Origin of the sequence: Pseudomonas sp. 21 (assembly GCF_000955805.1) — a bacterium.
Classification (GTDB): domain Bacteria; phylum Pseudomonadota; class Gammaproteobacteria; order Pseudomonadales; family Pseudomonadaceae; genus Pseudomonas.
This window is the reverse complement of the sequence record NZ_JYOA01000005.1, coordinates 165,632-178,772: the sequence shown is the minus strand read 5'-3', so window position 1 is coordinate 178,772 and position 13,141 is coordinate 165,632. Positions and strand designations below refer to the sequence as shown.

Annotated in this window: 13 protein-coding genes; 8 read left to right on the top strand and 5 right to left on the bottom strand. The window is 66.6% G+C overall.

The annotated features are described in order from the left end of the window. Nucleotides 1–37 precede the first annotated feature (37 nt). Together UB43_RS13605 and mobA are read right to left on the bottom strand one after the other, a co-directional pair. Nucleotides 38–259 (bottom strand): YgdI/YgdR family lipoprotein, encoded by a 222-nt coding sequence (locus tag UB43_RS13605; protein WP_045211738.1) that lies wholly within the window; start codon nt 257–259, stop codon nt 38–40. A gap of 91 nt (nt 260–350) precedes the next feature. After that, complete coding sequence (mobA, locus tag UB43_RS13600) at nt 351–938, bottom strand: molybdenum cofactor guanylyltransferase MobA (RefSeq protein WP_045211736.1); 588 nt, start codon at nt 936–938, stop codon at nt 351–353. 71 nt (nt 939–1,009) lie between these two features. Here mobA and moaB point away from each other — a divergent pair, with 71 nt between their 5' ends. Both moaB and glp read left to right on the top strand, forming a co-directional pair. Beyond that, the gene (moaB, locus tag UB43_RS13595) at nt 1,010–1,549 is read left to right on the top strand and encodes a molybdenum cofactor biosynthesis protein B (RefSeq protein ID WP_045211734.1); all 540 of its coding nucleotides are present in this window, start codon (nt 1,010–1,012) and stop codon (nt 1,547–1,549) included. After that, on the top strand, nt 1,546–2,760 hold the full coding sequence (gene glp, locus UB43_RS13590; protein WP_045211731.1) for a gephyrin-like molybdotransferase Glp: 1,215 nt from the start codon (nt 1,546–1,548) through the stop codon (nt 2,758–2,760). The genes moaB and glp overlap by 4 nt, the downstream gene beginning before the upstream one ends. A 213-nt stretch (nt 2,761–2,973) precedes the next feature. On the opposite strand, the gene UB43_RS13585 is transcribed toward glp, so the two are convergent. Then, entirely contained in the window at nt 2,974–4,002 is a 1,029-nt protein-coding gene (locus UB43_RS13585) for an AraC family transcriptional regulator (RefSeq protein WP_045211728.1), read from the bottom strand. A gap of 148 nt (nt 4,003–4,150) precedes the next feature. Between UB43_RS13585 and UB43_RS13580 the strand changes: the two genes are divergently transcribed. From UB43_RS13580 to UB43_RS13570, 3 genes are read left to right on the top strand one after another with little or no spacing between them, the layout of a single operon-like run. Beyond that, nucleotides 4,151–5,746, top strand: coding sequence for an FAD-binding oxidoreductase (locus UB43_RS13580; protein ID WP_045211726.1), 1,596 nt, complete (start codon nt 4,151–4,153; stop codon nt 5,744–5,746). Between the two features lie 4 nt (nt 5,747–5,750). Beyond that, nucleotides 5,751–7,328, top strand: a complete 1,578-nt coding sequence (locus tag UB43_RS13575) for a glycerol-3-phosphate dehydrogenase/oxidase (protein ID WP_045211724.1) — start codon at nt 5,751–5,753, stop codon at nt 7,326–7,328. 25 nt (nt 7,329–7,353) lie between these two features. Further along, nucleotides 7,354–8,913: an FGGY-family carbohydrate kinase gene (locus tag UB43_RS13570; protein WP_045212511.1), complete on the top strand. Its 1,560-nt coding sequence runs from the start codon at nt 7,354–7,356 to the stop codon at nt 8,911–8,913. Between the two features lie 3 nt (nt 8,914–8,916). Here the strand turns inward: UB43_RS13570 and UB43_RS13565 are convergent, their stop codons facing one another. Then, the gene (locus UB43_RS13565) at nt 8,917–9,396 is read right to left on the bottom strand and encodes a hypothetical protein (protein WP_177329796.1); all 480 of its coding nucleotides are present in this window, start codon (nt 9,394–9,396) and stop codon (nt 8,917–8,919) included. Between the two features lie 207 nt (nt 9,397–9,603). Here UB43_RS13565 and yegS point away from each other — a divergent pair, with 207 nt between their 5' ends. The 3 genes from yegS (at nt 9,604) to UB43_RS13550 (ending at nt 12,539) form a co-directional block, all read left to right on the top strand. Then, complete coding sequence (gene yegS / locus UB43_RS13560) at nt 9,604–10,524, top strand: lipid kinase YegS (RefSeq protein ID WP_045211717.1); 921 nt, start codon at nt 9,604–9,606, stop codon at nt 10,522–10,524. Nucleotides 10,525–10,637: 113 nt separating this feature from the next. Next, a complete protein-coding gene (locus tag UB43_RS13555) occupies nt 10,638–11,567 on the top strand; it encodes a chemotaxis protein CheV (protein WP_045211715.1) in 930 nt (309 codons plus the stop codon). A 162-nt stretch (nt 11,568–11,729) separates the two neighbouring features. Next, the gene (locus UB43_RS13550; RefSeq protein ID WP_045211713.1) at nt 11,730–12,539 is read left to right on the top strand and encodes an MOSC domain-containing protein; all 810 of its coding nucleotides are present in this window, start codon (nt 11,730–11,732) and stop codon (nt 12,537–12,539) included. Between the two features lie 173 nt (nt 12,540–12,712). Here the strand turns inward: UB43_RS13550 and UB43_RS13545 are convergent, their stop codons facing one another. Further along, entirely contained in the window at nt 12,713–13,093 is a 381-nt protein-coding gene (locus UB43_RS13545; protein ID WP_045211710.1) for a lysozyme inhibitor LprI family protein, read from the bottom strand. Between the last annotated feature and the right edge of the window lie 48 nt (nt 13,094–13,141).

The window sequence follows — 13,141 nt, the reverse complement described above, 5'->3', positions numbered from 1 at the left end:
GATCAGAGCCTGCGGGGCGTTTTCACCACCGGGAGAATCAGAGGTCCTTGACGGTCCGTACCTGATCCTTGTTCACACGGGCGGTTTTGCCATCCAGCTGTTCGAATTCATAGAAGCCGGATTCCTGGTCGTACTTGGGTTTGTCGACCGACTGAATCTCGCGACCATCGTTCAGGGTGATGACGGACGGAGTGGAGCAACCAGCGAGCACTCCAAAGCCCAGGGCGAGCAGGAAGGCGGGAAGCATCCGTTTGTTCATGGGTGAATCTCCTGATGGGCGAACAAAAAAGTACGAAAAGTCTGACCGGGAGCTTTGCAGCATAGTTCCCGGAAAATTTTCGACTCTGTCGCTATCGGGCGTGATAGAGCAGCTCCGGGGTATTCAGATTGGCCAGGCGCGGGTCCTCGGCCGGGCAATCCACTGCCTGCAGGCCCAGGTTCGAGAACACATGGCGCGGGCTGCGGTCGCCCTGGTTCCAGGCTTCTTCTATCTGGGCGCGCAGCGCCACCGGGATGATGCTGAACAATGGCTCCCACTGCGTGCCGCAGCGCAGCATGTGCACGATGTCCGGCGCGGCGGCGGATGCGCGCAGCAGGCGCTCGAGCAAGTCGGCATCCAGGCGTGGCGCGTCGCAGGGCAGTACCAGCAGGTGGGTGTGGCGTGCGCAGGCCAGGCCCGCACGGATGCCGGCCAGCGGGCCGGGAAAGTCCGCACTGTCGTCCTGCACCAGACGGTCGGCGAAGCCGGCGTAGATGTCCGCATTGCGGTTGCAGGAGATGATCAGGTCGTCGCTGAACGGGCGGGCGAGGGCGGCGGCGTAGCTCACCAGCGGGCGGCCCTGCCACTCCAGCAGGCCCTTGTCCTGGCCGCCCATGCGCTGGCCGCGTCCTCCGGCGAGAATCAGGACGGAACAGGGGGGCAGCGGGGCTTGTGGCATGTCAGGGGTCTCCGGGGCGGGCCTGTGATATAACACCGCGCATTCCAACCTCACAAGCAAGGGCCCTCATCATGAGCCACAAGGCCGAGCAGCCATTCGTCCCGCTGAACATCGCCGTCCTCACCGTCAGCGACACCCGCACCCTGGAAACCGATACTTCCGGCCAGCTGTTCGTCGACCGCCTCAAGGCCGCCGGCCACAACCTGGCCGCCCGCGTCCTGCTCAAGGACGACCTCTATCGCATCCGCGCCCAGGTTGCGACCTGGATTGCCGAGGACGAAGTGCAGGTCGTACTGGTTACCGGCGGCACCGGCTTCACCGGCCGCGACAGTACCCCGGAAGCCGTGACCTGCCTGCTGGACAAGGTGGTGGACGGTTTCGGCGAGCTGTTCCGGCAGATTTCCGTGGCCGACATCGGCACCTCCACCGTGCAGTCCCGCGCGCTGGCTGGCCTGTCCAACGGCACCCTGGTCTGCTGCCTGCCGGGCTCTACCAACGCCTGCCGCACTGCCTGGGACGGCATCCTCGGCGAACAGCTGGATGCCGGTCATCGTCCCTGCAACTTCGTGCCGCACCTGAAGAAGGCGGCGCCCTGCGAGAGCCGCGGATGAGCTGCTGCGACAAGCCGGGACTGCTGCCGGTCGAGGATGCCCTGGCACGCCTGCTGAGCCTGGCGGAGCAGGCGCCGATCCTCGATACCCAAACCCTGCCGTTGAGCGAGGCCGATGGCCGCGTGCTCGCCGAGCCGCTGCTCGCCGGCCTGGACCTGCCGCCGTGGCCGAACAGCGCCATGGACGGCTACGCGCTGCGCCAGGCCGACTGGCAGGGCGAGCCGCTGCCCGTCAGTCAGAAGATATTCGCCGGGCAGGCGGGCGAGCCGTTGCTGCCGGGCACCTGCGTGCGGATCTTCACTGGCGCGCCGGTACCCCAGGGCGCCGATTGCGTCGAGATGCAGGAAAACGTCGAGGTGCTGGAAGACGGCCGCGTGCGTTTCCTCGAAACACTCAAGGTGGGCCAGCATGTACGCCCACAGGGCCAGGAAACCCGCAAGGGCGACTGTGTGCTGCCGGCTGGCACGCGACTGGGGCCGATCGAGATCGGGCTGGCCGCATCCCTTGGCCATGCCGAACTGATTGTGCGTCGCCGTCCGCGCGTGGCGCTGCTGTCCACCGGTGATGAGCTGGTCGAGCCGGGCGAGCCGCTGGCGCCGGGGCAGATCTATAACAGCAACCGCCATCTGCTGCGCACCTGGCTGCAACGCTTCGGTTGCGAGGTGGTGGACGCCGGCATCCTCCCGGACGACCTGGAGCACACCCGCGCGGCGCTGGCCAGTTTGTCGAAGGTGGACCTGATTCTTTCCACCGGCGGAGTCTCCGTTGGCGAGGCGGATTTCCTCGGTGCGGCCCTGCGCGAAGCCGGCGAGCTGGCGCTGTGGAAACTGGCGATCAAGCCGGGCAAACCGCTGACCGTCGGCCATTACCAGCAGGTGCCAGTGATTGGCCTGCCGGGCAACCCCGCATCCACCCTGGTGACCTTTGCGCTGCTGGCGCGGCCCTACCTGATGCGCCGCCTCGGCATGCAGAAGGTCGAGCCGCTGCGCCTGCAGGTGCCCGCCGGTTTCAACTGGACCAAGCCGGGCAACCGCCGTGAATACCTGCGCGCGCGCCTGGAGAACGGCCGGGCAGTGCCCTATGCCAACCAGAGCTCGGGCGTGCTGCGCAGTGCGGCCTGGGCGGAAGGGTTGGCGGAGGTGCGCGAGGGGGCGACGGTGGCAGAGGGTGATTGGCTGACCTTCATTCCGTTCAGCGAACTCCTCGACTGACGTGCAGGGGCGGACTCTGTCCGCGATGTCCTGCTGGCTGCTCCGTGGACAAGCTCCACGCGGGGATCAGCCAATCGCGGACGGAGTCCGCTCCTACGCCTGGTCCAACGTTCGCAGTTGCCTGTAGGAGCGGGCCATGCCCGCGATCGCGCGCATGGTGCGCTCCTGCAGGTCGTGCCGGGCGGCCAGCAACTCCCGAAAAAAACGCCGGTCTCAGACCGGCGTTTTTTTATGCTGCTGGCGATACTCGCCGGGTGTCTGGTCCGTCCAACCCTTGAAGCTGCGGTGGAACGAGCGCGACTCGGTGAAGCCCAGGTACTGGGCGATGTCCTGGATCGGCAGGTCGCTGTGCACCAGGTAATGCTCGGCCAGCTCCTGGCGCAGTTCGTCAAGGATCTGCTGGTAGCTGGTGCCCGCCTGCTGCAGGTGGCGCTGCAGGGTGCGCACGGTCATCTCGAAGCGCTCGGCGACGCGCTCCTTGCGCGGCAGGCCGTCCTTGAGCAGCAGGCGCAGGGCGTTCTTCACCCGTAACGGCAGTGGCTCGTCGTCGTCCAGCTCGGCCATCAGCGCCAGGGCGTGTTCTTCCAGGGTGCGCAGCAGGTTGGCGTCAGCCTGGCGCAGCGGGTAGCTGAGCAACTGCAGGGGCACCAGCAGGGCGCTGAAGGGTTGTCCGAAACGAACCGGGCAGCCGAACAGCTGCTCGTATTCGGCGACGTCGGCGCCCTCGGGCTGCGCGTGTTCGAACCAGACTTCCTGCGGCGAACCATTGGTGTCGGCGATCCAGCGCGCGTAGAGCAGCCAGGACGCCAGCACGTTCTCCACCATGTGCCGGCGGATCTGCGCGGCTTCGTGGCGGCAGTTCCAGATCAGCTTGATGTGATCCGTGCCTGGTTCCAGGCGGCTGACGCCCATGTCGCCGACCAGCTTTTCGTAGGGAATGATGCGGCCCATGGCTTCGCCCAGGTTGGCGCAGTTCATGGTGATGTAGCCCAGCACGCTCCACGAGCCCGGCTGCACGAAGCGTGCGGAATGCAGGCCGAACAGCGGGTCGCCGGAGTGCGCACACAGGTGCTGCAGCAGGCGCTCGTGGGCCTCGCTGGGCAGGCGCTGGCTGTTGTCGCTCAGTTGCGAGCGTTCCAGACCCGCCGCCTGGAGGGCGACGTCCAGGTCCATGCCGAGGGACTCGGCGTGGCGCAGGTATTTCAGCAGTGCGGGGACGGAGGTATAGCCGAGGGAATGCATGGCGTGAGTTCTTGTTCTGGGTGTCTCGATCGGCAACTGCGCCTGTCTTGATCCGACAGTGACAGGGCAGGGCGGCTGGCTAGTATAGGCAGCCATCAAGCGGCATCGAAATAGCAGATTCAGACCTTATAAAGAGAAAGGAGCGGGCATGCGACGCTGGAACGGCTGGGGTGAAGAAACGACGGTGGTGGAATTGCCCGACAACGGACGCGGTTTTCTCGCCGAACTGGTCGGCCCGGGCCTGACGCTGCCGGACGCGACGCTGGAGCAGGTACTCGCCAAGGTGCCGGCCTCGCGCCTGCCCGAGCATCCGCTGGTGGTGCGCGAAGCCCGCGACCGCCTGCTGCACGCCCGAGGCCAGAGCCTGCCGGACTGGCTGGCGATGCGCGAAGGCGACTTCGGCGTGTTCCCCGATGGCGTTGCCTACCCGCAGACCGCCGAGCAGATCCGCGAATTGCTGAAGTTCGCCGAGCTCTGGGACTGCCTGGTGATCCCCTATGGCGGCGGTACTTCGGTCGCCGGCCACATCAACCCGCCGGCGTCGGACAAGGCGGTGCTCACGGTTTCCCTGGAACACATGAACCGCCTGCTGGAGCTGGACGAGCAGAGCCTGATCGCCACCTTCGGCCCCGGCGCCAACGGCCCGCAGGTGGAAAGCCAGTTGCGCGCACGGGGCTATACCCTCGGCCACTTCCCGCAGTCCTGGGAGCTGTCCACCCTCGGCGGCTGGGTTGCCAGCCGCTCCAGCGGCCAGCAGTCGCTGCGCTACGGGCGCATCGAGCAGCTGTTTGCTGGCGGCACCCTGGAAACCTTCGCCGGCAGCCTGGAAGTCCCGACCTTCCCGGCATCCTCCGCCGGCCCGGACCTGCGTGAAGTGGTGATGGGTTCCGAAGGCCGCTTCGGCATTCTCTCGTCGGTGAAGGTGCGGGTCACGCGCATCGCCGAGGACGAACGCTTCTACGCGGTGTTCCTGCCGTCCTGGGAGCAGGCGCTGGAAGGCATCCGCACCCTGGTGCAGGCGCGCGTGCCGCTGTCCATGCTGCGCCTGTCCAACGCCATCGAAACGACCACTCAACTGGCCCTGGCCGGCCATCCGGGGCAGATCGCCTGGCTGGAGCGCTACCTGAAGCTGCGCGGCGCGGCCGAGGGCAAGTGCATGCTGACCTTCGGCGTCACCGGCGACCGCGCGCAGAACGCGACGTCGCTGCGCGCGGCGCGGCGGCTGCTGAAGGGCTTCGGTGGCGTGTTCACCGGCACCTTGCTGGGCAAGAAGTGGGCACAGAATCGCTTCCGCTTCCCCTACCTGCGCGAGGCGCTGTGGGAGAACGGCTACGTGGTCGACACCCTGGAAACCGCCACCGACTGGTCCAACGTCGACAACCTGCTCAACCGCATCGAGGCCAGCCTGCGCGAAGGCCTGGCCGCCGAGGGCGAGCGCGTGCACGTGTTCACCCACCTGTCGCACGTCTATGGCGAAGGCTCGAGCATCTACACCACCTACGTATTCCGCCCGGCGGCCAGCTACGCGGAAACCCACGAGCGCTGGCGCAAGCTCAAGCACGCCGCCAGCCAGACCATCGCCAACAACCGCGGCACCATCAGCCACCAGCACGGCGTGGGCAAGGACCACGCGCCCTACCTGCCGGTGGAGAAAGGGCTGCTGGGCATGGCGGCGATCAAGGCGCTGGCCGGGCATTTCGATCCGTCCGGCCGGCTGAACCCCGGCACCCTGCTGCAGGACTGAGCCCATGCCTGCCTGGAACGCAGCCTGGCGCGCGCAGGCGCTGCCGGAGCTGGCGGCGCGCGACTGGGACCTGATCGTGGTCGGCGGCGGCATCACCGGCGCCGGCATCCTGCGCGAGGCGGCTCGGCGCGGCTGGCGCTGCCTGCTGATCGAGCAGCGCGACTTCGCCTGGGGCACCTCCAGCCGCTCGTCGAAGATGGTCCACGGCGGCCTGCGCTACATCGCCAAGGGCCAGTTCGGCCTGACCCGCGACTCGGTGCGCGAGCGCCAGCGCCTGCTGGGCGAGGCACCGGGGCTGGTCGACCCGCTGAGCTTCATCATGCCGCACTACCAGGGCGGCTTCCCCGGCCCGCGCGTGTTTGGCACCCTGCTGTCGCTGTACGACGCGCTGGCGGGGCGGCGCAATCATCTGTTCCATCGCCTGGAGGAGCTGCGCTACCTGGCGCCGGGCCTCAAGGAAGATCGCCTGCTGGGTGGCACCCGCTTCCAGGATGCGGTGACCGATGACGCGCGCCTGGTGATGCGCGTGCTGGGCGAAGCGCGCGGCGAAGGCGGCGAAGCGCTGAACGGCCTGAAGGTGGTCGAGCTGGCGCGCCGCGATGGCCGTGTTCAGGGGCTGGTCGCCGAGGACGGCGAGAGCGGCGAGCGCTTCACCTTCCGCGCCCGCGCCGTGGCGCTGGCCACCGGCGCCTGGGCCGATGCGCTGCGGCAGAAGCACGGCAGCGAGCACATCCGCCCGCTGCGGGGCAGCCACCTGCTGCTGCCGGCCTGGCGCCTGCCGGTCGCCCACGCCTTCAGCTTCATGCATGGGCAGGACAAGCGCCCGGTCTTCGTCTTCCCCTGGGAAGGCGCGACCGTGGTCGGCACCACCGACCTCGATCACCGCGACACGCTGGACGATGACGCTGCCATCAGCCGCGAGGAAGTGGATTACCTGCTGGCGGCTTGCGCACAGCAATTCCCGTCCGCGCAGATTACCGCCGGTGACGTGCGCTCCACCTGGGCCGGCGTGCGCCCGGTGGTCAGTGAGGGCGCGCCGTCGCTCAAGCCCTCGGACGAGAAGCGTGAACATGCGCTGTGGGTCGAGCCGGGCTGCGTGACGCTGGCCGGCGGCAAGCTCACCACCTTCCGCCTGTTGGCGCTGGAGGTGCTCGCCGCTTGCGCGCCGATGCTGGAGCGCCCGCTGGAAGCGGCGGGCGAGCAAGTCTTCGAGCCGGTTGAACTGATCGCCTTGCCGGGTCTGACCCCGCCCCAGCAAGTTCGCCTGAGAGGTCGCCATGGCCGTGCACTGCCGGAGCTGGCGCGGGTACTGAAAACCGTGGGCAGCGAATGCATCGGCCATACCGATTCACTCTGGGCCGAGCTGGCCTGGGCGGCGGAAGGCGAACTGGTGCTGCACCTGGATGATCTGCTGCTGCGCCGCACCCGCATCGGCCTGCTCCTGGCCGACGGCGGCGCCCACGAACTGCCAAGAATTCGCGCGCTGTGCCAGCCACGCCTGGGCTGGGACGACGCGCGCTGGAAACGCGAAGAACAGGACTACCTGGCGTTGTGGCGTCGTTGCTACAGCCTTCCGCACTGACCGAGTCTCCATGACCAAGAGCCCCATGAATAACAACAACTATCTGCTGGCCATCGACAACGGCACTCAGAGCGTGCGCGCGCTGCTCTTCGACCTCCAGGGCAACCTGGTGGGCAAGGGCAAGGTCGAGCTGGAAGCCTATTTCTCCTCGCAGCCCGGCTGGGCGGAGCAGCACCCGGACTACTACTGGGAGCAGCTGGGCGAGGCGTGCCAGCGCCTGTGGGCCAGCGTCGACATCGACCGCAGCCGCATCCGTGGCGTGTCGCTGACCACCCAGCGCGGCACGGTGATCCACGTCGACCAGGCCGGCCAGGCCTTGCGCCCGGCGATCATCTGGCTGGACCAGCGCCGCGCGGAACTGGAAGGTTCGATCAAGGGCCCCTGGGGCTGGTTGTTCAAGCTGGTGGGCGCGCAGGGCGCGGTGGATTACTTCCGCACCCAGGCCGAAGTCAACTGGGTTGCCCAGCAGCAGCCGGATATCCATCAGCGCACGCACAAGGTTCTGCTGCTCTCCGGCTTCCTCACCCAGCGCCTGTGCGGGCGTTACGTGGACTCGGTCGCCTGCAGCGTCGCCTACCTGCCATTCGACTACAAGAAGCTGCAATGGGCGACGCCGCGCGACTGGAAGTGGCAGGCGCTGGACGTGCGCCGCGAGCAACTGCCGGAGCTGTTCAAGCCCGGCGAGAAGCTGGGTGAGATCACCGCCGAGGCCAGCCGCCTGACCGGGATTCCCGAAGGCCTGCCGCTGATTGCCGCGGGGGCCGACAAGGCCTGCGAAGTGCTCGGCGCGGGTGCCATCGACCCGACAGTGGCCTGTCTGTCCTACGGTACCACCGCGACCATCAACACCACCCGCTCGCGCTACCTGGAAACCATCCCGCTGATCCCGCCATACCCGGCGGCGATCCCCGATCACTTCAACACCGAAGTGATGATCTACCGCGGCTTCTGGATGGTCAGCTGGTTCAAGCGCGAGTTCGGCCTGCGCGAGATGCAGCGCGCCGAGGAACTGGGCATCGAGCCGGAGAAGCTCTTCGACGAGCTGGTCAACAGCGTGCCCGCGGGCTCCATGGGCCTGATGCTGCAACCCTACTGGACGCCCGGCATCCGCGAGCCGGGGCTGGAAGCCAAGGGCTCGATCATTGGCTTCGGCGACGTGCACACCCGCGCGCACATCTACCGCGCCATCCTCGAAGGTCTCGCGTATGCGCTGCGCCAGGGCAAGGAGCGCATCGAGAAACGCTCCGGCACCCGCATCCAGCGCCTGCGCGTGGCTGGTGGCGGCTCGCAGAGCGACGCGGCGATGCAGCTCACCGCCGACATCTTCGGCCTGCCGGCGGAGCGTCCGCACGTCTACGAGGCTTCCGGCCTGGGCGCGGCCATCGATTGCGCGGTGGGGCTGCAGCTTTATCCGGACTTCGCCAGCGCCATCGCCGCCATGACCCGCGTGGGCGACGTCTTCCACCCGCGCCCGGAAGCGCAGCGTACCTACGAACGGCTCTACAACGAGGTCTACCAGCGCATGTACAAGCAGCTCAAGCCGCTGTACCAGAGCATCCGGGAGATCACGGGGTACCCGGCATGAGCCCTAGAAACTCGAAAGCACTGCGGCGAGTTGCTTGAAGCGACCGCGTTGCACGACATAGATGGCAGCTAATAGAGCGAGGCCTATCAGCGGAGCAGCTGAGCCTTTGCTGTCGATGGCGAATTCGAGCAGGTAGAGCCCTAGCAACAGCGGAAAGTAGTTCAGCAATCCTACAATTCGGACATTGCCCAAGGAGTCGATTTCCAGACGCCCGCGCATGACCGGTGTGTAGAAATTCAAGATGGAGAGGTTGAGGAGGGCTACGAGCGAGCCAGGCAGCAGCCACTCGCGGAAGCCAATACTTCTGCTGCTCAGACGTTCGAAGAGAAAGGGCTGAAACCTGCTGGGAGGTTGCCTTTCAATCAACTCGTCCGGAGTCATGGCCACACGGGTGCAGTGTCCTGTTACCTGGCGCGAAAAGACCGGAATTCCAAGTCTGAACCATAGCTTTGACCAGAAGATCATGGCCAGTAGTTCAAGCATGGCCACGATAAGCAGAGCGCTGAGGAACAAGGGCATAGGGGCGGACGAGCGGCTAAAAGCGGGTAGTCAATAGTTGCATTGAGTAACAGGTCAACTTTCTTGGCCATCTCACGGTCCAAATTCCGGCCAGTGTGCGTTTGTTCGTATCCGGGCTGGCTGATTCCAATGAACTGGGTGTCCAATATCCCTGAATCTGAGGTGTGACCCATGACCCAACCCAGGGCCCTGCTGATCCTGCACGGCAAGCAAGCCGCCAACGATGAAGTGCGCGCCGCCGTGCTGGCCACGCGCGAGGCGGGGCGAGCTTTGGATGTCAGGGTGACCTGGGAGGGCGGCGACGCCCGGCGGCTGGTGGAGGAGGGGCTGGCGGCGGGCTACACCACGCTGATCGCCGGCGGCGGCGATGGCACCGTGCGCGATGTCGCCGAGGCGCTGGCCCAGGCCGGCGGCAAGGCCAGCCTGGCGATCCTGCCGCTGGGCACTGCCAATGATTTCGCCCGCGCCGCTGGCGTGCCGCTGGAGCCGGCCGCTGCGCTGGCCCTGCTGGACGTACCGGCGCGGCCCATCGACCTGGGCGAGGTGGACGGGCAGATGTTCCTCAACATGGCCACCGGCGGCTTCGGCTCGAAGGTCACGGCCAACACCCCGGAAGACTTGAAGAAGCTGCTCGGCGGCGCGGCCTACCTGCTCACCGGGCTGACGCGTTTTTCCGAAGTGCATGCGGCGCAGGGACGCTTCACCGGGCCGGACTTCAGCTGGGAAGGCGAATTCCTGGCCCTGGGCATCGGCAACGGTCGGCAGGCGGGGGGTGGGCACGTGCTCTGCCCGCAGGCGACGGCGGACGACGGGCTGCTGGACCTGAGCATCCTGCCGACCCCGCAGGACATGGTCGGGACACTCGGCGCTTTGCTCGGCAGCGGTTTTGGCACCCAGGATGTGTTCATCCGCGCGCGGGTGCCCTGGGTCGAGGTGGAGGCCCGCGAGGGACTGGACGTCAACCTCGACGGCGAGCCGCTGGAAGGCCGCAAACTGCGCTTCGAGATCCGCCCGGCGGCGCTCTCCATGCACTTGCCGGCGGATTCGCCGCTGCTTTCATCCACCGGGCGGCTCGGCGCACCAATGGGCTGATCGGTCTGGCCCGGACCGGGCAAGTCGTGCATGATGGCGCACGGCCAGTATCTTGTTCCGCAGGATTCGGCCGATAGCGTTCCCGCACGACTCATTCCGAATCTGGAGCAGGCATGGCCGGTATTCTCGACACTGTCGATCAACGCACCCAACTGGTAGGCGAGAACCGCCTGGAAATCCTGGTCTTCCGTCTCGCCGGGCGGCAGCAGTTCGCGATCAACGTGTTCAAGGTGCAGGAAGTGCTGCAGCTGCCGCGCCTGACGCTGATCCCGCAGCGCCACCCGATGATCTGCGGAGTGATCAACCTGCGCGGCCAGACCCTCCCGGTGATCGACCTGTCCCGCGCCATCGGCATGCGCGCGCTGACCCCGGATGCCAACAGCACCATCATCGTCACCGAGTACAACCGCTCGGTGCAGGCCTTCCTGGTGGGCGGCGTGGAGCGCATCCTCAACCTCAACTGGGAGTCGATCCAGCCGCCGCCCGGTGGCGCCGGCCGCCAGCATTACCTGACCGCGATCACCAAGGTGGAAGACCGCCTGGTGGAGATCATCGACGTCGAGAAGGTGCTGGCCGAGATCGTGCCGATGAACACCCGTGTCTCCAGCGACCGCCTGGACGACAAGCTGCTCAGCCAGACCCGTGGCCGTGAAGTGCTGGTGGTGGATGACTCCAGCGTCGCCATTGCCCAACTGCGTGACACGCTCGGCCAGCTCGGCCTGCGCCTGCACGTGGCGACCGATGGCCTGCGTGCTCTGCAGCAGCTCAAGCGCTGGGCCGACGAAGGCCATGACATGGAAGAGAAGCTGCTGATGGTCTTCACCGACGCCGAGATGCCGGAGATGGACGGCTACCGGCTGACCACCGAGATCCGCAGCGACCCGCGCCTGCGTGACCTCTACGTGGTGCTGCACACCTCGCTGTCGGGCAGCTTCAACGATGCCATGGTGAAGAAGGTCGGCTGCGACGACTTCCTCTCCAAGTTCCAGCCGGACCAGTTGGTGGAAGTGGTACGCCGCCGCCTGCAGAAAGTCCCCGCCTAGCTTGTTTTCGTAGGAGCGAGCTTGCTCGCGAACCGCTTGATACCTGTGCGTCCGGAGAAAAGCGCTCGCGAGCAAGCTCGCTCCTACAGGTTCGTTGCCATTGCTAGACGTCCGTCCCTCGCCGTATAAGGTCGCTTTCGCCCGCCCGAAAGGAAGCCCCCGATGTACACCCTCAGCGAGCTCTACCGCTACCCGGTCAAGTCCACCGCCTACGAGCCCCTGGAGTCCGTTCGCCTGGATGCCCTGGGCCTGGAAGGGGATCGACGCTGGATGGTGGTGGAGGCAGCCAACGGCCGCTTCCTGACCCAGCGCCTGCTGCCGCAGATGGGGCGCATCGAGGCGCGCTGGCAGGATGACTTCCATGGCCTGCGCCTGCGTGCGCCGGGAATGGAAGATATCTTCGTGCCAGTGCCCGAAAGCGACGACAACCTGCGCGGTGTGTTGATCTGGCGTGACATGCTGCAGGTGCCGGACGCCGGCGATGAGGCCGCGCAGTGGCTGAGCAGCTTCCTCGGCCGCGACGTGCGCCTGGTGCAGATGCCCGAGCAGCGCGCGCGGCAGGTGGATACCGCTTATGCCGAACCCGGCGAGCATGTGCATTTCGCTGATGGCTTCCCGCTGCTGCTGATCGGCCAGGGTTCGCTGGACGATCTGTCGGCCAAGGTCGGTCGCCCACTGGAGATGCTGCGCTTCCGCCCGAACCTGGTGGTCAGCGGCGCCGATCCTTTCGCCGAAGACGGCTGGAAGCGCATCCGCATCGGCGAGGTTACCTTCAAGGTGGCCAAGCCTTGTTCGCGCTGCATCCTCACCACCATCGACCCGCACACCGGCGAGCGCGATGCCGCCCGCGAGCCGCTGGCGACCCTGCTGGGCTACCGCAACGTCAATGGCGAGGCGCTGTTCGGCCAGAACCTGATCGCCCTGAACAGCGGAACGCTGCGCGTGGGCATGGAAGTGGAAGTTCTGGAGTAGGGCGCACAGGCACATTACGCGCAGGGTTGTGTGCCGGGCCCCAACTTGCAGGAGCGAGCTTGCTCGCGAACCCGCCTGACGCCTGGGCCGCCGTAAAATCTGTTCGCGAGCAAGTTCGCTCCTGCAGGTAACCGCAGGGCGAACAACCTTCACGGTTGTTCGCCGTCAACGCCTTACAGCTTGCTGTCGACGCAGCCGGTGCTCTGGCATTCGCGCTCGCGCTCGCGCAGAACAGCCAGGCGTTCGTTGGTCTTGTCCACGGCGCACTGCAGGTTGACGAAGTAGCCGCCATCACGCTCGTAGCTGCACTGGGCGTCGCGGTCCTTGATCCAGGCAATCTGGCTCTTCTTCAGCGCAGCCTTCTGGCCGTCGTTGAGCATCTTGCGCAGGGTGCCGAATTCATTGTTCAGCTCGCGGTCGACCTGGGCATATTCGGTGCTCAGGCAGTACACGCTGTCGAAGGCGTTGCGCGGCTTCTCACAGGCGGCGAGAGCCAGGTCGGCGCTGAGCAGGCCGGCGGCCAGGACGGTGAAAGAGACGAGCGACTGGCGCATGGGAATTTCCTTTTCCTTGAGGTAATGAAGACCGCCCGGCGAGTGCCG

What these genes read in the sequence shown, in the direction of transcription:
- UB43_RS13605 (WP_045211738.1), bottom strand. Translation starts at nt 259, where the DNA reads ATGAACAAACGGATGCTTCCCGCCTTCCTGCTCGCCCTGGGCTTTGGA.
- mobA (WP_045211736.1), bottom strand. Translation starts at nt 938, where the DNA reads ATGCCACAAGCCCCGCTGCCCCCCTGTTCCGTCCTGATTCTCGCCGGA.
- moaB (WP_045211734.1), top strand. Translation starts at nt 1,010, where the DNA reads ATGAGCCACAAGGCCGAGCAGCCATTCGTCCCGCTGAACATCGCCGTC.
- glp (WP_045211731.1), top strand. Translation starts at nt 1,546, where the DNA reads ATGAGCTGCTGCGACAAGCCGGGACTGCTGCCGGTCGAGGATGCCCTG.
- UB43_RS13585 (WP_045211728.1), bottom strand. Translation starts at nt 4,002, where the DNA reads ATGCATTCCCTCGGCTATACCTCCGTCCCCGCACTGCTGAAATACCTG.
- UB43_RS13580 (WP_045211726.1), top strand. Translation starts at nt 4,151, where the DNA reads ATGCGACGCTGGAACGGCTGGGGTGAAGAAACGACGGTGGTGGAATTG.
- UB43_RS13575 (WP_045211724.1), top strand. Translation starts at nt 5,751, where the DNA reads ATGCCTGCCTGGAACGCAGCCTGGCGCGCGCAGGCGCTGCCGGAGCTG.
- UB43_RS13570 (WP_045212511.1), top strand. Translation starts at nt 7,354, where the DNA reads ATGAATAACAACAACTATCTGCTGGCCATCGACAACGGCACTCAGAGC.
- UB43_RS13565 (WP_177329796.1), bottom strand. Translation starts at nt 9,396, where the DNA reads ATGCTTGAACTACTGGCCATGATCTTCTGGTCAAAGCTATGGTTCAGA.
- yegS (WP_045211717.1), top strand. Translation starts at nt 9,604, where the DNA reads ATGACCCAACCCAGGGCCCTGCTGATCCTGCACGGCAAGCAAGCCGCC.
- UB43_RS13555 (WP_045211715.1), top strand. Translation starts at nt 10,638, where the DNA reads ATGGCCGGTATTCTCGACACTGTCGATCAACGCACCCAACTGGTAGGC.
- UB43_RS13550 (WP_045211713.1), top strand. Translation starts at nt 11,730, where the DNA reads ATGTACACCCTCAGCGAGCTCTACCGCTACCCGGTCAAGTCCACCGCC.
- UB43_RS13545 (WP_045211710.1), bottom strand. Translation starts at nt 13,093, where the DNA reads ATGCGCCAGTCGCTCGTCTCTTTCACCGTCCTGGCCGCCGGCCTGCTC.